This is a genomic window from Stenotrophomonas cyclobalanopsidis (assembly GCF_008710035.1).
GTDB classification, from domain to species: domain Bacteria; phylum Pseudomonadota; class Gammaproteobacteria; order Xanthomonadales; family Xanthomonadaceae; genus Stenotrophomonas; species Stenotrophomonas cyclobalanopsidis.
Window position 1 is genome coordinate 12,934 of record NZ_VYKI01000023.1, and the last position, 19,093, is coordinate 32,026.

At 66.8% G+C, this 19,093-nt stretch carries 18 protein-coding genes; 9 read left to right on the top strand and 9 right to left on the bottom strand.

The annotated features are described in order from the left end of the window. The first annotated feature begins 55 nt into the window (after window positions 1-55). Both FJU31_RS15080 and FJU31_RS15085 read left to right on the top strand, forming a co-directional pair. Entirely contained in the window at window positions 56-400 is a 345-nt protein-coding gene (locus tag FJU31_RS15080) for a hypothetical protein (RefSeq protein WP_150455470.1), read from the top strand. Window positions 401-594: 194 nt separating this feature from the next. Next, the gene (locus FJU31_RS15085; RefSeq protein WP_150455471.1) at window positions 595-1,773 is read left to right on the top strand and encodes a PQQ-dependent sugar dehydrogenase; all 1,179 of its coding nucleotides are present in this window, start codon (window positions 595-597) and stop codon (window positions 1,771-1,773) included. Window positions 1,774-1,845: 72 nt separating this feature from the next. Here the strand turns inward: FJU31_RS15085 and FJU31_RS15090 are convergent, their stop codons facing one another. From FJU31_RS15090 to FJU31_RS15110, 5 genes are all read right to left on the bottom strand, one after another. Continuing rightward, the gene (locus FJU31_RS15090) at window positions 1,846-2,418 is read right to left on the bottom strand and encodes a hypothetical protein (protein WP_150455472.1); all 573 of its coding nucleotides are present in this window, start codon (window positions 2,416-2,418) and stop codon (window positions 1,846-1,848) included. Between the two features lie 106 nt (window positions 2,419-2,524). Further along, complete coding sequence (locus FJU31_RS15095) at window positions 2,525-4,699, bottom strand: glycoside hydrolase family 3 N-terminal domain-containing protein (RefSeq protein ID WP_150455473.1); 2,175 nt, start codon at window positions 4,697-4,699, stop codon at window positions 2,525-2,527. A gap of 138 nt (window positions 4,700-4,837) precedes the next feature. Then, complete coding sequence (locus FJU31_RS15100) at window positions 4,838-6,109, bottom strand: mechanosensitive ion channel family protein (protein ID WP_150455474.1); 1,272 nt, start codon at window positions 6,107-6,109, stop codon at window positions 4,838-4,840. A 63-nt stretch (window positions 6,110-6,172) separates the two neighbouring features. Next, on the bottom strand, window positions 6,173-6,526 hold the full coding sequence (gene folB / locus FJU31_RS15105; protein ID WP_150455475.1) for a dihydroneopterin aldolase: 354 nt from the start codon (window positions 6,524-6,526) through the stop codon (window positions 6,173-6,175). A gap of 137 nt (window positions 6,527-6,663) precedes the next feature. Then, a protein-coding gene (locus FJU31_RS15110) for an IS3 family transposase (RefSeq protein ID WP_246161370.1) occupies window positions 6,664-7,898 on the bottom strand; the annotation gives its coding sequence in 2 pieces (ribosomal slippage) (window positions 6,664-7,547 and window positions 7,547-7,898; 1,236 coding nt in all). A gap of 629 nt (window positions 7,899-8,527) precedes the next feature. On the opposite strand from FJU31_RS15110, the gene FJU31_RS15115 reads away from it, so the two are divergent. Next, window positions 8,528-9,181 (top strand): hypothetical protein, encoded by a 654-nt coding sequence (locus FJU31_RS15115; RefSeq protein ID WP_150455498.1) that lies wholly within the window; start codon window positions 8,528-8,530, stop codon window positions 9,179-9,181. Window positions 9,182-9,213: 32 nt separating this feature from the next. Here the strand turns inward: FJU31_RS15115 and tsaD are convergent, their stop codons facing one another. Next, the gene (tsaD, locus tag FJU31_RS15120; RefSeq protein WP_150455476.1) at window positions 9,214-10,239 is read right to left on the bottom strand and encodes a tRNA (adenosine(37)-N6)-threonylcarbamoyltransferase complex transferase subunit TsaD; all 1,026 of its coding nucleotides are present in this window, start codon (window positions 10,237-10,239) and stop codon (window positions 9,214-9,216) included. A gap of 166 nt (window positions 10,240-10,405) precedes the next feature. Between tsaD and rpsU the strand changes: the two genes are divergently transcribed. The 6 genes from rpsU (at window position 10,406) to FJU31_RS15150 (ending at window position 15,573) form a co-directional block, all read left to right on the top strand. Then, window positions 10,406-10,621: a 30S ribosomal protein S21 gene (gene rpsU / locus FJU31_RS15125; protein WP_002808376.1), complete on the top strand. Its 216-nt coding sequence runs from the start codon at window positions 10,406-10,408 to the stop codon at window positions 10,619-10,621. Between the two features lie 133 nt (window positions 10,622-10,754). Continuing rightward, window positions 10,755-11,198 carry a GatB/YqeY domain-containing protein gene (locus FJU31_RS15130; RefSeq protein ID WP_116865449.1) on the top strand — a complete coding sequence of 148 codons (444 nt, stop codon included), beginning with the start codon at window positions 10,755-10,757 and terminating at the stop codon, window positions 11,196-11,198. 126 nt (window positions 11,199-11,324) lie between these two features. Next, complete coding sequence (locus tag FJU31_RS15135; protein WP_150455499.1) at window positions 11,325-12,245, top strand: YihY/virulence factor BrkB family protein; 921 nt, start codon at window positions 11,325-11,327, stop codon at window positions 12,243-12,245. A 61-nt stretch (window positions 12,246-12,306) separates the two neighbouring features. Continuing rightward, complete coding sequence (gene dnaG, locus FJU31_RS15140; protein ID WP_150455477.1) at window positions 12,307-14,049, top strand: DNA primase; 1,743 nt, start codon at window positions 12,307-12,309, stop codon at window positions 14,047-14,049. A 24-nt stretch (window positions 14,050-14,073) separates the two neighbouring features. Further along, complete coding sequence (locus tag FJU31_RS15145) at window positions 14,074-14,574, top strand: protein tyrosine phosphatase family protein (protein WP_150455478.1); 501 nt, start codon at window positions 14,074-14,076, stop codon at window positions 14,572-14,574. Between the two features lie 27 nt (window positions 14,575-14,601). After that, window positions 14,602-15,573 carry a bile acid:sodium symporter family protein gene (locus tag FJU31_RS15150; protein ID WP_150455479.1) on the top strand — a complete coding sequence of 324 codons (972 nt, stop codon included), beginning with the start codon at window positions 14,602-14,604 and terminating at the stop codon, window positions 15,571-15,573. 498 nt (window positions 15,574-16,071) lie between these two features. Here the strand turns inward: FJU31_RS15150 and FJU31_RS15155 are convergent, their stop codons facing one another. From FJU31_RS15155 to FJU31_RS15165, 3 genes are all read right to left on the bottom strand, one after another. Beyond that, on the bottom strand, window positions 16,072-16,830 hold the full coding sequence (locus FJU31_RS15155; protein WP_150455480.1) for a calcium-binding protein: 759 nt from the start codon (window positions 16,828-16,830) through the stop codon (window positions 16,072-16,074). A gap of 191 nt (window positions 16,831-17,021) precedes the next feature. Next, a complete protein-coding gene (gene cyoE, locus FJU31_RS15160; RefSeq protein ID WP_150455481.1) occupies window positions 17,022-17,915 on the bottom strand; it encodes a heme o synthase in 894 nt (297 codons plus the stop codon). A 4-nt stretch (window positions 17,916-17,919) separates the two neighbouring features. Then, on the bottom strand, window positions 17,920-19,083 hold the full coding sequence (locus FJU31_RS15165; RefSeq protein WP_150455482.1) for a COX15/CtaA family protein: 1,164 nt from the start codon (window positions 19,081-19,083) through the stop codon (window positions 17,920-17,922). Window positions 19,084-19,093 lie beyond the last annotated feature (10 nt).

The following is a 19,093-nucleotide window of genomic DNA, read 5'->3' on the forward strand; positions in this document are numbered from 1 at the left end:
CGTTTAACCGCTGCACGGGCACGATCAAGCCTCGTCCCCACACGGAGCCTGACCGATGCCCGACTACCAGATTCCCGGCCGCGTGCCGGATGACAGCACCCAGCGCGACACCTTCACCGACTACTGGCGCGATCGCTATACCGCTGAGCCCTACTACGACGACACCCTGCTCTTTGACGATTACGAGCCCGCCTACCGCATCGGCCATGCCGCGCGTGCGCAGGAAACGCGGGCTGACCAGATCATCCGCGCCTACGAGCAGGTCGAAGCCGAGCTGCAGGGCCGCTGGGTCAGTGAACGCGGTACGAGCCGGCTGGAATGGGAGCAGGCCCGCGCGGCCGTGCGCCGTGGCTGGGATGACGCCCACGTGGCCGATCCGCGTCTCGTACGCGGCAGCTGATGACTGCCGCGGTTGATCGTGGAGAGCCGAGCCCATGCTCGGCTCTTTTCGTATCCGGCACGCAAGGCCACCGCCTGCAGCACCGGCCCAGCGCTCGGCTGCCGCTGCGCGACAGGACCTTTGGACCACGCGTCTCTTCACTTCGGTGGTGTACAACGGGGCTTGGCCATCCGCATCCCCACCTGGAGATACCCATGACCCGTCCTGCCAAACGTGCGCCCCTGCTGCTCGCCATGGGCCTGCTGCCCATCCTCGCCACCACCGCCTGCAATGCCGCCGGTCCAGATACCGCAGCCGCTGCGCAGGACACGCCCGCAGCGACCAGCGCCGACCAGCGCCCGTTCACCGCCACCGAAGTCAGCCGTTTCGACCAGCCGTGGGCGATGACCTTCCTGCCCGATGGCAGCCTGCTGGTCACCGAAAAGCGCGGCAAGCTGCAGCACCTGGATCTGACCAGCGGCCAGAAGCACGAGATCACCGGCGTGCCGAAGGTGGCCTACGGCGGCCAGGGCGGCTTCGGCGATGTCATCCTGCATCCTGATTTCGCCCGCAACAACGTGGTCTACGTCAGCTACGCCGAAGAAGGCACGCTCGACACCCGCGGCGCGGCCGTGGCGCGCGCCACCCTGGCACTGAATGCCGATGGCAGCGGTGCGCTGAAGGATCTGAAGGTGATCTGGCGGCAGACGCCCAAGGTCAGTGGGCAGGGCCACTACGGCCACCGCCTCGCCTTCGGCCCGGACGGCAAACTGTGGATCAGCTCGAGCGAGCGCCAGAAATTCGATCCGGCCCAGGACATGAGCGGCAACCTCGGCAAGATCATCCGCCTCAACGACGATGGCAGCGTGCCGGCGGACAATCCCTTCGCCTCGCAGGGCGGCGTCGCCGCCCAGGTGTGGTCGCTGGGCCATCGCAATGTGCTGGGCATCGCCTTCGACGCCAACGGCAAGCTGTGGGCGCAGGAAATGGGCCCGGCCGGCGGCGACGAACTGAACCTGATCCAGCGCGGCGCCAACTATGGCTACCCGATCGTCTCCAACGGCGACCACTACGATGGCCGCCCGATTCCCGACCACGACACCCGTCCGGAATTCGCCGCACCGAAGGTGACCTGGAACCCGGTGATCTCGCCGGCCGGCCTGATGTTCTACAGCGGCAGCCTGTTCCCGCAGTGGAAGGGCAGCGCCTTCATCGGTGGCCTGTCCTCCACCTCGCTGGTGCGGGTGGCCTTCGATGGCGAGAACGCACGCGAAGCCGAGCGCTTCAACATGGGCGAGCGCATCCGCGAAGTGGAACAGGGCCCCGATGGCGCACTGTGGCTGCTGGAAGACGGCAGCAAGGCCCGCCTGCTGAAGCTGACCCCGAAAGCCTGACCCCGGTAGTGCCGACCGCTGGCCGGCATCGCCCTTACCCGACGGCCCCGCATCACGCGGGGCCGTCTGCATTTACTGGATGGTGCCGACCTTCACCTCGGTACGGGCGCAGGCCTTGTCCAGGCACTCGCCGGTCAGCCAGACCTGGCCATCGCCGATCATCACGCCCTGCTGGTTGACGAAGACCTTGTCGAACGCCTGCTCGGACATCGCCTTGATCACCGCCGGGGTGATGATCTTTTCGTAGTTGCGCTGGAACTCGCCCGGGCCGGTGATCTTCTTGCCACCGGCGATGTTCAGCGGGAAGCGCACTTCTTCGACCACTGCGGCGCGGTCACCGCCAACCACGGCGGTCTTGAATGCGTTGAACACCTTCTCGTACTGCGCGGCATCGCCCAGCACGCTGTCGATGCGCGCGCGCGCATCGCCTTCATCGGCGGCTGCGGCGGGCGCAGGGGCTTCGCTGGCGTGCTCGGCCGCGGCCTGCGGCGCAGCGGCCGGGTCAGGCGTGCTGCTGGCGGCAGCTTCAGCCGGCGTGGAACCGGTCATCGGCGGCGGCGCATCGGCGGCAGGCTCGGCCGGCGGTGCCGGCTGCGAACACGCAGCCAGCAGCAGGGCCGGAATCAGGAAAGCAATCTTGCGCATGCGCGGGCTCCATCGAATGAATGCCCCGATGGTAGCGCCGGGCCATGCCCGGCGTGTTTGCCATGGGTGAGGACGCCGGGCATGGCCCGGCGCCACCACTCCGCGGTCAGGCCTTCAGCAGCTCGAACTGCACCGCTTCGCCAGACGCCGACGAAGCACACACCCACACGTCGAACTGGCCCGGCTCGGCACGCAGCACGCCGTCGCGGCCGGTGAAGGCCAGCTGCTCGCGGGTCAGGCTGAAGCTCACCTCGGTCGACTCACCCGGCTGCAGGGCGACCTTGCGGAAGTCCTTCAGCTCGCGCACCGGCCGCACGCGGCTGGCCACACGGTCGTGGATGTACAGCTGCACCACTTCCTCACCGGCCACGGCGCTGGTGTTGGTCAGCGTGGTGGTCACGGTCAGGGTGTCGTCCCAGCCCAGCTGGGCCGCGCTCAGCTGCGGCACGCCGTAGGCGAACGTAGCGTAGCCGATGCCGTGGCCGAACGGATACAGCGGCTCGTTCGGAATCTCGCGCCAGCGTGCCTTGAACTCCGACATGGTCGGCAGTTCCGGGCGGCCGGTGCGCGGGTGGTTGTAGAAGTACGGCTGCTGGCCGGACACCTGCGGGAAGCTGACCGGCAGGCGGCCGGACGGGCTGTAATCGCCGAACAGCACATCCGCCACCGCGTGGCCGGTCTGCGTGCCCAGGTACCAGGTGACCGCCACGGCATGCGCATTGCGCACCGCACCCTGCAGCGCCAGCGCGCGACCATTGCGCAGCAGCACCACCAGCGGCTTGCCGGTCATCGCCACGGCCTCGGCCAGCGCCTGCTGTGCCGGCGGCAGGGTGATTTCCACGCGCGACTGCGCTTCACCGCTGTAACGCTGCGGTTCGCCCAGTGCCAGCACCACCACGTCGGCGCGCAGTGCAGCGGCCACGGCCGCTTCGGTGCCACCCGGAATCGCCGCTTCCAGCTCGCTGCCCGGCACGATCTCCAGCAGCGCTTCATCGCCGATGGCGGCGCGCACACCGGTTTCCAGATCCACGTAGCGCTGCTTGTCGCCGAACAGGGTCCAGCAGCCTTCGATGTTCTCGCGGTCCTGCACGAACGGGCCGATCAGGGCGATCTTCTGCCCGGTCTTCTGCAGCGGCAGCACGTTGTCGCGGTTGTTCAGCAGCACGATCGAGCGGCGCGCGGCATCGCGCGACAGCTCGTCATGGGCGGCAATGTACGAGGTATCTGCTTCGCGCGCCGGGTCCAGCGAACGGTACGGATCGTCGAACAGGCCGATGGTTTCCTTCAGCCACAGGATGCGGCGCACGCCTTCATCCAGCACGGCCATCGGCACTTCGCCGCTCTCGACCAGGCCCGGCAGGTGCTCGGCGTAGAAGCCGCTCTGCATGCTCAGGTCCAGGCCGGCGGTGAAGGCCTTGGCGGTGGCGTCACGGTCGTCGGCGGCATAGCCGTGGGCGACCAGTTCCATGTCGGCGGTGTAATCGGAGATCACCACGCCCGGGAACTTCCACTCACCGCGCAGGATGTCGGTCAGCAGTTCGGCATTGGCGCTGGCCGGCACGCCGTTGATGTCGTTGAACGAGGACATCACGGTGATCGCGCCGGCGTCGAAAGCGGCCTTGAACGGCGGCAGGTGCACGTCGCGCAGGGTCTGCGGCGAGATGTCCACCATGTTGTATTCCATGCCGGCCATCACCGCGCCATAGGCGGCGAAGTGCTTGGGCGTGGCCAGCAGCGAATCGGCGGCGCGCAGGTCGCCGCCCTGGAAACCGCGCACGCGGGCGGCGGCGAAGGCGCAGCCCAGCACCACGTCCTCACCGGCACCCTCGGCGCCACGGCCCCAGCGCTGGTCGCGGGCGATGTCCACGGCCGGTGCGTAGGTCCAGTGCAGGCCGGCGGCGGTGGCCTCGACGGCGGTGGCACGGGCGGTGCGCTCGGCCAGGTCCGGTTCGAAGCTGGCGGCTTCGCCCAGCGGGATCGGGAACACGGTGCGCATGCCGTGGATGACGTCGGCGGCCAGGATCACCGGGATGCCCAGGCGGCTCTCCTCGGTGGCGACCTGCTGGATGCGCCGGCCCAGTTCGGCGCCCACGCCGTTGAACAGCGAGCCGACCTTGCCTTCGCGCACCTGCTGCAGCACCTGGTCGGCGTTGCGCACGTTGGCTTCCGGGTTCACGTCCGGGGCGAACGGGCGGACCATGTCCGCGAAGACACCCAGCTGGCCGACCTTTTCCTCGACGGTCATCTGGGCAATGAGGGATTCGATGCGATCGGAGGCCACCAGCTGTCCTTATGAAAACGTTTACAAGCCCGGCATTCTAGCGTTCCCGGGCCATTTGGCGAGAGGTTTCGTCATTCAGTTTCGTGCGCCCGCCCACAGTCTGGGCGGCCCATACGGGGGCGGACGCGAGGGTGGAGCTTACTCCGACCCGGCCAGTGCGCGCTGCCCCGCCATCAACATGGCATCGCTGGAGGCCTGGAACACCCGCAGCCCAAAGGCCGGAAGGATCGCGAGCAGGTGGTCGAAGATGTCCGCCTGCACCGCCTCGTATTCGCCCCAGGCGGTGCTGCGGGTGAAGCAGTACAGCTCCAGCGGCAGGCCCTCGGTGGTCGGCTGCAGCTGGCGCACCAGCAGGGTCATGTCCTGATGGATGCCAGGGTGGTTGCGCAGATAGCGCTCCACATACGCGCGGAAGGTGCCCAGGTTGGTCACCCGGCGGCTGTTCACCTCGGCCACGCCCTGCTCGCGCAGGCGCCCGTTCCACTGCTCCAGCTCCTGCGCCTTGTCACGCAGGTAATCGCCGAGCAGGGCGAACTGGCCCAGCTGCTGCAGCGCGTCCGCGCCCAGGAAGCCGACGCTGTGCTGGTCCAGGTACAGCGCGCGCTTGATCCGGCGGCCGCCAGCCTCCTGCATGCCGCGCCAGTTCTTGAACGACTCGGTCACCAGCTTCTTGGTCGGGATGGTGGTGATGGTCTTGTCGAAGTTCTGCACGGTGATGGTGTGCAGGGCGATATCGATGACATCACCGTCGGCGTTCTGGCTGGGCATCTCGATCCAGTCGCCAAGGCGCACGCGGCCGTCGCCACTGATCTGCACGCTGGCCACCAGCGACAGGATGGTGTCCTGGAAGATCAGCATCAGCACCGCGGTGGCCGCGCCCAGGCCGGTGACCAGCGGCCCGATCTTCACCCCCAGCAGGGTAGCGATGATGGACAGGCCTGCGGCCACATAGACCACGATCTTGACCACCTGCAGGTAGCCCTTGATCGGCTTGTTGCGCGCGTCGGGCTTGCGTTCGTACAGGCTGTTGGCTGCATCGAGGGCGTGCGAGAACGCCATGGCAAGGGTAAGCACGGCCCACACGATGCACAGCTTGACGATGACGTTGACCAGGCCGGGCGGCAAATCAGGAATGAGGGCGACGCCGGAGGCGATCACCTGGCTGGGCACTACATTCGACAGCCGGGAGATCACCCGCATCAGGTGGCTGCCACGCCCGGATTCGGCGCCCGGCAGACGCTGCAACAGGCGCCGCAGGCCGCGCACCAGGATGCGCTTGGTGACCCAGTTGGCCAAGCTGGCGGCAACCAGCAGCGCCGTGATCATCAACGCCAGATAGGCGCCGGGATAGGGTTCCAGTGTCTTCTGCAGCTGTTCCAGCCACTGTACCGCCACCACCGCGTCCACCATCAGTTGTCTCCTTCGTTGTTTCTGTTGGGATTGAGGTTGCCGGCCAGCGGCCGGCACGACCGGTCAGTCGCGCGAGCGCTCGATGATCACGCCGACCGCGCGCGCGCCGCGCACCGCACCGGGCTTGCTCAGCTTCAGGCGCAGCCACTTCACGTCGAATTCGTCCAGCACGATCTCCGCGCAGCGCTCGGCCAGGGTCTCGACCAAACCGAATTCCGATTCGCGCACGAACTGCTCCAGGCGCTTGCTCACCGCCTTGTAGTTCAGGGTGTGGGCGATGTCATCGGAGGCGGCCGGGCGGCGGTTGTCGAAGCCCATTTCCAGGTCGAACACCAGGTCCTGCCGGATCCGCCGTTCCCAGTCGTAGATGCCGATCAGGGCGTCGATCGTCAGCCCTTCGATGAAAACCTTGTCCATTGCGGGTACCAGCCGGATACAGACGGCCATGGTAACGGCACGGCGGTGAGCCTGCCCGGAACGGGGGGTGGCATCGATGGGGCGGTGACCCGTCCTGCCATAGGTTGACACCTATGGGGTGGATGATCCGGCCGCCGTCAGGCGGCCAAGGACGCCCGATGCATCGCATCGGGCGTCTGCATTTTAAGGGACAGGTGGGGTCGCTCGGCGTTGTAGATCTCCACTGCCTCAGCCACCATCTGGCGGGCCTGTCCAAGGTCCCGCGGGCGATGGAGCAGAAACTCGCATTTCAGGATCCCGTTGACTCGTTCTGCCAGAGCATTCTGATAGCAGTCATAGCCATCGGTCATCGAGCAGGTCAGGCCATGCTTGGCATGGATATGCTGGTAGTTGTCCGAGCAGTACTGGATGCCTCGATCCGAATGGTGGATCAGTCGCTGCTTCGTTTTCCGGGCTTTCAGGGCCATTTCCAGGGCTTGCGCGGTATGTTCGGTCTGCAGCGTCTCATTCACGCTCCAGCCCACGATCTTGCGTGACCAGGCATCGGTAACCAGGCTCAGGTAAACGAATTTTCCATCCGTAGGCAGATAGGTGATGTCCGCCACCCACACCTGTTCGCAGCCAGTAGGAACTACGCATTTCTCACCCGGCTTGAGCAGGTTGGGATGCTTGCGGAAGCGATGATGGCTATCGGTCGTCTTGTGATACGCACGGCGCTGCGGCACCAGCAGGCGTGCTTCCCGGAGCACGTCAAATAGACGGTCGCGCCCCAGATCGATTCCCACCGCCTGCAATTTCGGCTCAATCAGATGGTGCAGCTTGCGCGTACCCACTCGAGGTTGGCGCGCGCGGCAATCGCTCACAAGCGCCAGTGCGGTGGCATCGGCAGCGTCTCGCCGCCCCTGACGGTGCCCGGCCTGGTAGAACGCCTGCCGACTGATGCCGAAATGGCGACAAGCCCTTGCCACGCTTACGCCTTTGAGGCGCCTTTGCGTGAGGACTTGCCGGAAGGCTTTTTTACGATTTTCACCCCGTAATCCTGTTTGAGGACGTCCACGATGGCCTCGAACAGCTGCGCCTTCTCGTTTGCCTCCCGCAACTGGACCTGCAGGGCCTTGATCTGTTGTTCCGGCGTAAGCGGCTTGGCCGCCCCGGCTTTGGGGACAGTGCTCATGGGAGGGAATGATGCCCCAGCTGACCAATCTTGCCGACCATGACGGCGAAGCCAGGAGAGCACCGTGCTGCGGCCTTGGATCCCGTACCGCTCCTGGGCTTTTTTGTAGGTCAGTTCCCCGCGCTCGACCTGATCGACCACCGACAACTTGAAGGCCAGCGAGTAATCCCGCTGGCTGCGCCTGATTGTTGATTTCATTGAACATTCCTTTTCCAGAGGGAAAAGGTGTCAACCCAATTCAGGACGGGTCACGGGAAAAACAAAGGGCCCTGCTAGCGGGGCCCTTTGGTACCTCTCAACGTCCCCAGGGGAAGCTGGAATCCAGCCGCGAGTCCCGGAGCACACGCTGGCGAAGGTATCCCATCGATCCTGCTCGATGCGAGAGGCGATTGCGGCAATTGCTGATGACGGAAAAAACAAAGGGCCCCGCTAGCAGGGCCCTCTGGTACTACCGTTTGTCCCCGGGGGGGAGCTGTTGAACAGCCGCGAATCCCGGTGGCACAGGCTTTGAAATTGAAGCAGGTCAGGCCAGCTGATCGAGAGGCAATTACGACTGCTTCCGAGCCTCAAAAGACAAAGGGCCCTGCTAGCGGGGCCCTTTGGTACCTCTCAACGTCCTCGGGGGGAGCTGGTAACCAGCCGCGAGTCCCGAAGCACACGCTGCAGATATTGAAGAATGATCGCCATGCTGTCCAGAGGCATTCACGACACACCGGATAACCCCGAACGCCCTTGGGAATTGCGCTGTGCAACAGCGTGGAGTTGCCTGATATCACCAGGCCGATATGCGGCGCAGGCTGGTGATCCACAACGTGATCCCGCCACCAATGAAAGAGCAACGGATTCTGCAAGCAGCACTCTCCCGGCCCCGCTGGGCGACCTACAAACGTCTCGCAGACCGGCATTCTCTGGATGCCGCCTCGCTCTACGTCTGGAACATGCAGATGTGTGGCGCGCTTCTTTCGCCACTGCATGTCTGCGAGATCGTCATCCGCAACGCGGTCGCCGCGGCGCTGGCGCATGCCTTTGGGCCGCGCTGGCCCTGGCATCCTGCACTACTGCAGCGGATGCCCGCAGATGGCGCATTGTCTGCCTTGCAGGATCTCCATCGGCGGGCGGATCGTCGGATGGACACTCCAGAGATCATCGCCAGCCTTCGCTTCGCGTTCTGGCAGCAACTTTTCACGCGGCGCTTCGAGGGTGCCATCTGGGCGCGGGGCTTGAAGATCGCGTTGCCGAACGCGCCACAGTGTGCCCTCAGCGTCGTCCGCACAAACATCCATGCCGACCTCGACCGCATCCGCCACCTGCGCAACCGCATCGCCCACCACGAACCCGTCCTCGAGCGCGACATCGGTGCCGACCTGGCCGCGATCGGCCGGCTGATCCATGCGCGCTGCCCGCACACCCTGGGGTGGCTGCAGCGCCATGAGCGGGCGACGACGGTATTGGCTGCGTCGCCGCTGGGTGCACGCCCATGATGCGTCCGCCGGGCGTGGCCCGGCGTTACGGCTCAGACCGCCGGCAGGGTCGCCATGTCCCAGCGCGGGGTGACTTCCACCTTCGGCGGGTTGTGCTGGCCGGCCTGCAGGCGCAACGCGCCAGCGAAGGCGATCATGGCGCCGTTGTCGGTGCACAGCGCCGGGCGCGGGAAGCAGGCGCGGCCGCCCAGGCGCTCGGCCATCTGCTGCAGGCGGGCACGCAGGCGCTTGTTCGCGCCCACGCCGCCGGCCACCACGATCACGTTGGTGCCTGCCGCTTCCAGCGCGCGCTCGCACTTGATCGACAGGGTCTCCACCACCGCATCCTCAAAGCCACGGGCGATATCGGCGCGGGTCTGTTCGCTCTGGTCGCTGTCGCGCCAGGCCATCAGGACCTGGGTCTTCAGCCCGGAGAAGCTGAAATCCAGCCCCGGGCGGTCGGTCATCGGCCGCGCGAAGCGGTAGACGCCCGGCGAGCCCTGCTCGGCCAGCCTGGCCAGCTGCGGGCCACCCGGGTACGGCAGGCCCATCATCTTGGCGGTCTTGTCGAAGGCCTCGCCGGCCGCATCGTCCAGCGTTTCACCCAGCAGCCGGTACTGGCCGATGGCGTCCACCGCCACCAGCTGGGTATGGCCGCCGGACACCAGCAGGGCCACGAACGGGGCTTCCGGCGGGTCGTCTTCCATCAACGGGGCCAGCAGGTGGCCTTCCATATGGTGGACGCCCACCGCCGGCACCTCCAGCGCCCACGCCAGCGAACGGGCCACGCCCGCGCCGACCAGCAGGGCGCCGACCAGGCCAGGTCCGGCCGTGTACGCCACGCCGTCGATGTCGCCCACGCCCAGGCCAGCCTCGGCCAGGGTCTGGCGCACCAGCGGCAGCAGCTTGCGGACGTGGTCGCGGCTGGCCAGTTCGGGCACCACACCGCCGTACTCGGCGTGCAGGGCGATCTGGCTGTAGACCGCATGGGCGCGCAGGGCCGCGCTGCCGGCCAGGTCGGTGTCATACACCGCCACGCCGGTCTCATCACAGGAAGATTCGATGCCAAGGACTCGCATGCCTGCTATTATGACGCCCCTGCCGCCCCCTCGGGGGACAGGCAGAATCCATAGCACGCAGACGACTTGCCCGTATTCAGGGTTGGCCGCTTGCAGTTTGTCCATTCGCCGCTATAATGTGCGGCTCGCCGGGCGTGACCCGGTTCTACTGTGTCCCGGAGATTCCATGCCCAGCGTCAAAGTCCGCGAGAACGAACCCTTCGAGTTTGCTCTTCGCCGCTTCAAGCGCACTTGCGAAAAGGCCGGTGTGCTGGCCGAAACCCGCAAGCGCGAGTTCTACGAAAAGCCGACCCAGGAGCGCAAGCGCAAGGCCGCCGCTGCTGTGAAGCGTCAGCTGCGCCGTTCCTCGCGCGACGTCACCAAGCGTCAGCGCCTGTACTGATCGGACGCATCTTCATTGCGATGGGCTTGCCTGTCGCAGTGGAGCCGAAGCCGGCACGCGCAAGCGTCGCCGGCTTTTTGCGTTTCCGGGCTCGGGCATCCGCCCCTGCCCCACCACCACCACGAGGTTCCTCATGAGCATGAAGCAGCAGCTCACCGACGACATGAAGGCCGCCATGAAGGCGGGCGAGAAGCACAAGCTGGGCGTGATCCGCCTGATCAATGCCGCCATCAAGCAGAAGGAAGTGGACGAACGTGTCGAGCTGGATGACACCGCCGTCATCGCCGTGCTGGACAAGATGGTCAAGCAGCGCAAGGACTCGGTCAGCCAGTACGAAGCGGCAAACCGCGAAGACCTGGCCGAGATCGAGCGCGCCGAGATCGTAGTGATCGAAGCCTACCTGCCGGCCAAGATGGGCGAAGCCGAGATCGTGGCCGCCATCCAGGCCGCCATTGCCGAAACCGGTGCCACCGGTGCGGCCGACATGGGCAAGCTGATGGGCGCACTGAAGCCCAAGCTGGCCGGCCAGGCCGACATGGGCCTGGTGTCCAAGCTGGTCAAGCAGCAGCTGTCGTAAGCCTGCGTTTCTTCCGGTAGCGCCGGGCCATGCCCGGCGTTTCCGAGGGTCGCCGGGCATGGCCCGGCGCTACCTGTGTCTGCCTGCTTCACCACGCCTTCGACTCCCGGCTGCTACAACACCGGCATGGTCGAACACGCGCCCCATGTCCCTGTGAATCTACGCAAATACGTCCAGCGCCTGCAGGACAGCTTCCCCGTGGCCGTCGGCAAGCGCTTCGTCGACATCGACGTGCTCACCCAGGCCGCCTCGGTCTCCTTCTACGCCCTGCTCTCGATGGCACCGCTGCTGGTGCTGCTGCTGTGGCTGACCGCTTCGCTGTACCCGCCCGCGCAGCAGGCCCTGGTCGAGCAGATCAGCGCCGCCGCCGGCAGCAGCGCGGCCACCGTGGCCGAAACCGTGCTGAAGAACGCCGACAACCAGCCGGATGTCGGTTCGCTGGCGGGGCTGTGGAGCACCCTGCTGCTGTTCGTCGGCGCCACTGCGGTGTTTGCCCAGCTGCAGAACGCACTCAACCTGATCTTCCGCACCAGCGGCGAGCGGCTGGAGGGCATCAAGGCCTGGCTGCGCAAGCGCGTGTTCTCCTTCGGCGTGGTGCTGGCGCTGGGCTTCCTGCTGATCCTGTCGATGACCGCCACCACCATGCTGCAGGTGGCCTTCGCTCAACTGCCTTCGGTCCTGCCGGCCATCGGCTACCTCACCAGCCTGCTGCTGTACGCGGTCGGCTTTGCCTTCATGTACCACTATCTGCCGGACCGCCGCGTGGCCTGGCGGCAGGCCTTCATCGGCGGCGTCATCACCTCGGCGCTGTTCGCGCTGGGCCGCTATGGCATCGGCGTCTACATCGCCACCGTGGCCCCGGGCAGTGCCTACGGTTCGATGGGCGCACTGGTCATCTCGCTGGTCTGGATCTACTACGCCACCGTGGTGTTCTTCGTCGGCGCACTGATGACCGCGGTGATCGACGAGCGCCTGCGCGCCCGCAACCACCTGGCCGCTGCCGGCATCGACCCGGCCGAGGCCGGTCCGGTCACCGCCAGGGAGTAAACTAGGCGGATTGATCGTTCCGCCTTGCGTGGCCACCGGCCGCGCCCCTGCCCTGTTGCCCATGGCCCGTATCCCCGACGCATTCATCGACGACCTGCTGGCCCGCTCCGACATCGTCGAGGTGGTGGGCAGCCGCGTTCCGCTGAAGCGCCAAGGCAAGGAGTACGCGGCGCGCTGCCCGTTCCATGACGAGCGCTCGGCCTCGTTCACGGTCTCGCCCACCAAGCAGTTCTATCACTGCTTCGGCTGCGGCGCGCACGGCACCGCCATCAGCTTCCTGATGAACTACGACCGCCTCGAATTCCTCGATGCGGTGGATGAACTGGCCAAGCGCGCCGGCATGGAAGTGCCGCGCAGCGAGAACCCGCGCAACGCCCAGCAGCAGGACGACAGCCGCGAGCTGTACTCGGCGCTGGATGCGGCGGCGAAGTTCTTCCAGAAGAACCTGGAAGGCAGCGAGAAGGCGCGTACCTACCTGGACGGCCGCGGCGTGGACGAGGAAAACCGCGCGCGCTTCCAGATCGGTTATGCACTGGATGGCTACAGCGGCCTGCGCGACGCGCTGGGCAAGGACGAGCGGCGGATGAAGCTGCTCGACCGCGCCGGGCTGTTTTCCAAGAACGACCGCGGCCACGTCTACGACAAGTTCCGCGACCGGGTGATGTTCCCGATCTTCGACCGCCGTGGCCGCGTCATCGCCTTCGGTGGTCGCGTGTTCGAGAAGGACGACGGCCCCAAGTACCTCAACTCGCCGGAAACCGCGCTGTTCCACAAGGGCCGCGAGCTGTACGGCCTGTGGCAGGTGCGCCAGGCCAACCAGAAGATCGAGCGGTTGATCGTCGTCGAGGGCTACATGGACGTGGTCTCGCTGTTCCAGTTCGGGGTCACCCAGGCGGTGGCCACGCTGGGCACGGCCACCACGCCGGACCATGCCGAGCTGCTGTTCCGCAATGCGCCGGACGTGTTCTTCTGCTTCGACGGCGACGCCGCCGGCCGCCGTGCCGGCTGGAAGGCGCTGGAATCGGTGCTGCCGCGCATGAAGGACGGTCGCCAGGCGTTCTTCCTGTTCCTGCCCGATGGCGAGGATCCGGACACCATCGTGCGCAAGGAGGGCGCCGAGATCTTCAACGACCGCCTGAAGCAGGCCACGCCGCTGTCGCAGTTCTTCTTCGATGAACTGACCCGCGAGATCAACCTCGGTACCCTGGACGGCAAGGCGCGCCTGGCCGAGCGGGCCAAGCCGATGCTGGCGCAGATTCCCGATGGCGCCTTCGGCGACCTGATGAAGCAGCAGCTGGCGCAGCTGACCGGCCTCGCGGGTGGCAACGCCGCAGCCGCGCGCGGCCCCATGCCGCAGCGCGCGCCGGCGCGGCAGATCCAGCCCATCGCCAAGCGCAGCCTGGTGCGTGGTGCCATCGCCGTGCTGCTGCAGCAGCCCTCGCTGGCGATGAGCCTGGGCGGCAAGCACCACTTCCAGGGCCTGCGCCTGCCCGGCGTGGAACTGCTGCTGGAATTGCTGGGGCTGGTCGAACAGCGCCCGGACATCAGCACCGGCGCCCTGCTGGAACATTTCGACGGCCGCGAAGAGCAGGCCTCGCTGCACACGCTGGCCGCGCAGACCATGCCCGGCGACGAAGCGATGTGGACCCAGGAACTGCACGACGCCGTGGCCCAGCTGGAGAAACAACTGCTGGTGCAACGTCTGGACGAGCTGTTGGCAAAGCAGCGCCAGCAGGGCCTGGACGATACTGACAAGTACGAACTGCGCGAACTGCTGAAGGCCCGCGCCACCCTGCGCCTGTAGCGGCAGCCCGACCACGGAGAGACCATGCTGCTGCGCCTGACCTGCCTGCTGTTGCTGTCACTCTGCACGACCCTGTCCGCCTGGGCCGGGAACACACCGCTCAAGGAAGTCCGCCCCGGCCTGCATGCCGGCGGCCAGCCCAGTGCCGCACAGCTGCAGGCGCTGGCCGCGCAGGGCGTGCGCACCGTCATCGACCTGCGCCAGTCCGGCGAAGACCGTGGTTTCGACGAGACTGCCCAGGCCGAGGCCTTGGGCCTGCGCTACGTGCGCATTCCAGTGGCCGGCGCCGAGGGCCTGGATGCGGCCAACGTGCGCGCCGTGCACCAGGCGCTGCAGCAGAGTCAGGGCCCGGTGCTGCTGCACTGCGCCTCGGGCAACCGCGCCGGCGCCGTGCTCGGCCTGGTCAACGCCCGCTACGAACAGGCCAGCCCCGAGCAGGCCCTGCAGCTGGGCCGGCGCGCTGGCCTGACCTCACTGGAAGCGGCCACGCGGCAACGCCTGGCCGCACCCACCGCCCATCCCTGACCCCCTGTAACGAGGAGCCTGCCCACCATGACCCGCTGGTGGTCGCGCCTGCGACCGGACAACTTCACTCTCGCCCTGCTGTGCACCGTCGGCCTGGCCTCGCTGCTGCCGATGAAGGGCGCCGCCGCCATCGTGCTGGACGACGTCACCACCGTGGCCATCGCCGCGCTGTTCTTCCTGCATGGCGCGCGCCTGCCGCGCGAATCGATCATCGGCGGCATGCTGCACTGGCGGCTGCACCTGACCATCCTCGCCTGCACCTTCATCCTGTTCCCGCTGCTGGGCCTGCTGTTCAAGCCGCTGTCGGGCTGGCTGCTGACGCCGGAGCTGTACCTGGGCGTGCTGTTCCTGTGCACCCTGCCCTCCACCGTGCAGTCGTCCATCGCGTTCACGTCGATGGCGCGCGGCAACGTGCCGGCGGCGGTATGCAGCGCTTCGCTGTCGAGCATCCTCGGCGTGTTCCTCACGCCCCTGCTGCTGACCGCGCTGGCCGGTACCTCCGGTGGCGTGCACGATCCGCTGCATGCCATCGGCGGCATCATGCTGCAGCTGCTGGTGCCGTTCGTGGCCGGCCACCTGCTGCGGCCGTGGATTGCCGGCTGGGTGGAAAAGCAGCGCGCGCTGCTGCGCTACACCGACCAGGCCACCATCCTGCTGGTGGTGTATTCGGCGTTTGGCGAAGCGGTGACCGAAGGGCTGTGGAGCAAGACGCCGCTGCTGTCCCTGTTCGCCGTGGCCGTGGTGGCCGCCGTGCTGCTGGGCATCGCGATGCCGCTCATCACCTTCCTGGCCCGCCGCCTGCACTTCAACCGCGAGGACGAGATCGCCATCGTGTTCTGCGGCTCGAAGAAGAGCCTGGCCACCGGCGTGCCGATCGCCAAGGTGCTGTTCGCCGGTGGCAGCCTGGGCGCCATCGTGCTGCCGGTGATGATCTACCACCAGATCCAGCTGATCGTCTGCGGCGTGATCGCGCAGCGGTATGCGAAGCGCGCGCCCTGATTGGGCGCCCGGTTTTTTGTGCGGAGCCCATCCACGCGTGGCGTGGATCTACTGTAGAGCCGAGCCCATGCTCGGCTGATTGCCGCCGCTGATCCACGATCGCCGCTGCGATATCGTGCAGCACCCGGGCATTGCGCTCCACGTCACTCCCCGACTCGCCGATGGCAGTCAGGCTGCAGGTCTTGCTGCCGCCCGTCCAGGCAAGTTCGACGCGGGTGCGACCGCCGCTGTCCACGGTCTTGCCCATCTGTGCGGGAGTGCCGTTCACCCTGGTGTCGCCTCCGCGATCGCCTCGATCTGCGTGCCTGCAGCGATGGAATTGTTCTCGCTGAACTCCACAATGCCGACACCCTCCAGCCGGTAGAAGCGGCTCAGGCCCGAAGAGGTTCCTCTATCCAGCCTGCCACTGGGCTCCCTGCCGATCAGCTCCGCCGGTCCCGGCAGACTGCCTTCCAGCGTACTGGGTGGCCACGCATGGCGTGGATAAGCTACCCGACGCTACTGCTCCACCAGCGTGCCGACACTCAGCGCCGGCATCCACAGCCGCAGGTCGTACTGGCGCCTGGCATCGGTATCGACCTCAGGCGCCCGCGCCGACTGCTCGCGTATCGGCAACGCCTTGCAGCGATCCAGGCAGGCCCATAAACCGCCGCGCTGCGCGTCCAGCCGCACGCTGTAGATATCCAGGTCGCGAAGCAGTGATGCCATCGGCTGAGTCTGCATCTCCGGCGGCGCATCGGCCGGCCGCTGCAGCATGGCGTGCACATTGCCGGTCAGCACCAGCATGCGCGCGCCAGCCGGCAGGCGTTGGTACAGCCGCCGCAACTCGGCCGCCATGCGGTCGTCGCGTGCCTGATTGCCGCCATCGCTTTTGTCGACGTCATAGCCGACCACGTCGATGGCACGTCCCTGTGCCTTCAGCGCGCGCAGGTCTTCGATCATCGCCAGCATGTCGCGGCTGCGACGGCCATCGTGCTGGTCATCGCGCACGTTCCAGAACGCACGGCCGCGCAGGCGCTGGCGGGCCGCCGCCCCGCCATCGGAAGCCAGGTAATCGCGCAGCGTGGGGTTTTCGCCGCGTGGCAGTTCCAGTGCCAGCAGCGGCGTCTCGCGTGTGCCGTGGAATTTGCCCAGCACCAGCATGCGGTGGTCAGCGGCGTGCTGGCGGATCTCCGCGGCAGTGTCATCGGCATGCGCGGTCACGGCCATGCCCAGCGCCAGGATCAGCGCGGTGGTCCAACGGAAGATCGAATGCATCCCTGCGGCTTCCTTTCCCTGGGGGCAGGAACAGCAATGGCGACGCCGCTGGAAGAGATCAAGTGTAGCGCCGAGCCCACGCTCGGCTGCGCTTCCAACCAACCCTCAGCCGAGCATGGGCTCGGCTCTACAGGACCACGCCCGACTCAGCGTTCCAGTGGATCCACGCCATGCGTGAGTGCACCACCGCCTCACATCCAGGGCAAAATCCAGTGGTCCACCAGCAGGAAGGCGAACAGCGCCATCAGGTACACGATGGAGTACTGGAACATCTTCATCGAGAACAGCTCATCCGGCGGGTTCAGCATGCGCCAGGCGTACCAGAGGAACACGGCATTGAGCACGATCGCGCCGCCCAGGTAGAACGGGCCGCTCATGCCCACCAGGTACGGCACCACGCACACCAGCGCCAGCACCACCGAATACACCAGAATCTGCTTGCGCGTGTGCACCACGCCGTGGGTGACCGGCAGCATCGGGATCTTCGCCTTGGCGTAGTCCTCGCGGCGGAAGATCGCCAGCGCCCAGAAGTGCGGCGGCGTCCAGATGAAGATGATCAGCACCAGCAGCGACGAATACGCCCAGTCCGACGAACCCTGCATGCCGGTGATCGCCGCCCAGCCCAGCATCGGCGGCATCGCGCCGGCCAGGCCGCCGATGACGATGTTCTGCGAGGTCGCGCGCTTCAGGTACACGGTGTAGATCACCGCATAGCCGATCAGCGAGGCGAAGGTCAGCACCGCGGTGATCCAGTTCACCCACAGCAGCAGGATCGCCATCGACAGCACGATCAGCACGCCGGCAAACACCAGCACCTGCCACGGCTTGACCTTGCCCACCACCAGCGGGCGCCACGAGGTACGCGCCATCTGCGCATCGATGTGCGCATCCAGCAGCTGGTTGATGGCCGCGGCAGCCGAGGCAGCCAGCCAGATGCCGAGGAAGCCGAGTGCACCGGCGCGCACCTGTTCCCAGCTGGGCACGCCCGGAATGGCCAGGACCATGCCGACCAGGGCGGTGAAAACGATCAGGGCCACGACCTTGGGTTTGGTCAGGTCCCAGTACTGGCGATATCTGGAAAACATGGAATCAGTCCGGGGCACGCAGGCGGGCCAGCAGGCTGACCAGTACGAACAACAAAGCAACGGCCACGCCGTTGTGGGCCACGGCCACTTCCAGCGGCAGGGCCAGCTTCACGTTGAGGATGCCCAGGGTGACCTGCAGCACCAGCAGCGCCACCAGCGCGCTGGCCCAGCCACGCATGCTGGGCACGCGGAACAGGCGCAGGCCCAGCCACAGCAGGTAGGCAGCCACGACGATCGCGAACAGGCGGTGCGCCATCTGGATGGCGATGCGCGAGGCGCCGTCCAGCACGCCCCCTTCGTAATCCACGCCGATGCCGCGCCACAGGGTGAAGCCCTCGGCGAAGTTGTGCTGCGGCCACCACTGGTTGGCGCAGCGCGGGAAGTTGTCCAGCGAAGCACTGCCGCCGCCGCAGGCCAGCGCGGCATAGTTGGCGCTGACCCAGCCGCCGAGGGCGATCTGGGTGACCAGCACCGCCACGCCGATGCGCAGCAGCCACTTCAGCTTGGGCGCTTCGGCCAGGGTGATCGGCAGGTGGGTGGCACGCCAGGCCATCCACACCAGCAGGGCGAACATCAGCATGCCGCCCAGCAGGTGACCCATCACCACGATAGGTTTCAGCAGCAGGGTCACCGTCCACATGCCCAGCAGGGCCTGGAAGATCACCACTGCCAGGGTGAGCAGCGCAGCGCGTGCCAGGTCGATGTTGCTCCAGCGCAGCGCGGCGATCAGCAGGATCGCCTCGCCGGTCAGGGCCAGGATGCTGGCGGTGCCATGCCAGCCCATCATGTACAGCGGTATGCCGGCGGCCACCAGTACGCAGGCGGTCACCACCGCCGTGCTGCCGAAGCGCCGCCTGCGGGTGGTCAGCAGGGCCAGGGTGAGGATCTCGATACCCAGCGCGCCGGCCAGGAAGCGGTGCACCTGCTCGCGCCAGGCCTTGTGGGTTTCCAGCGGGCGGATCTCGGCGGCCGGGTGGCCAATGGTCTCTTCCACGTGCTGCGGCCAGGTGGCCTGGCCATAGCAGGTTGGCCAGTCCGGGCAGCTCAGGCCGGCATCGGACAGGCGGACGAAGGCACCGAACATGATCGTACTGGCGGTCATGATCATGGCGAACCACGCCAGGCGGTGGAAGTTGCGATGCAGCGCCGGACGCGCGGAAAGGCTCATCAAACAGGAC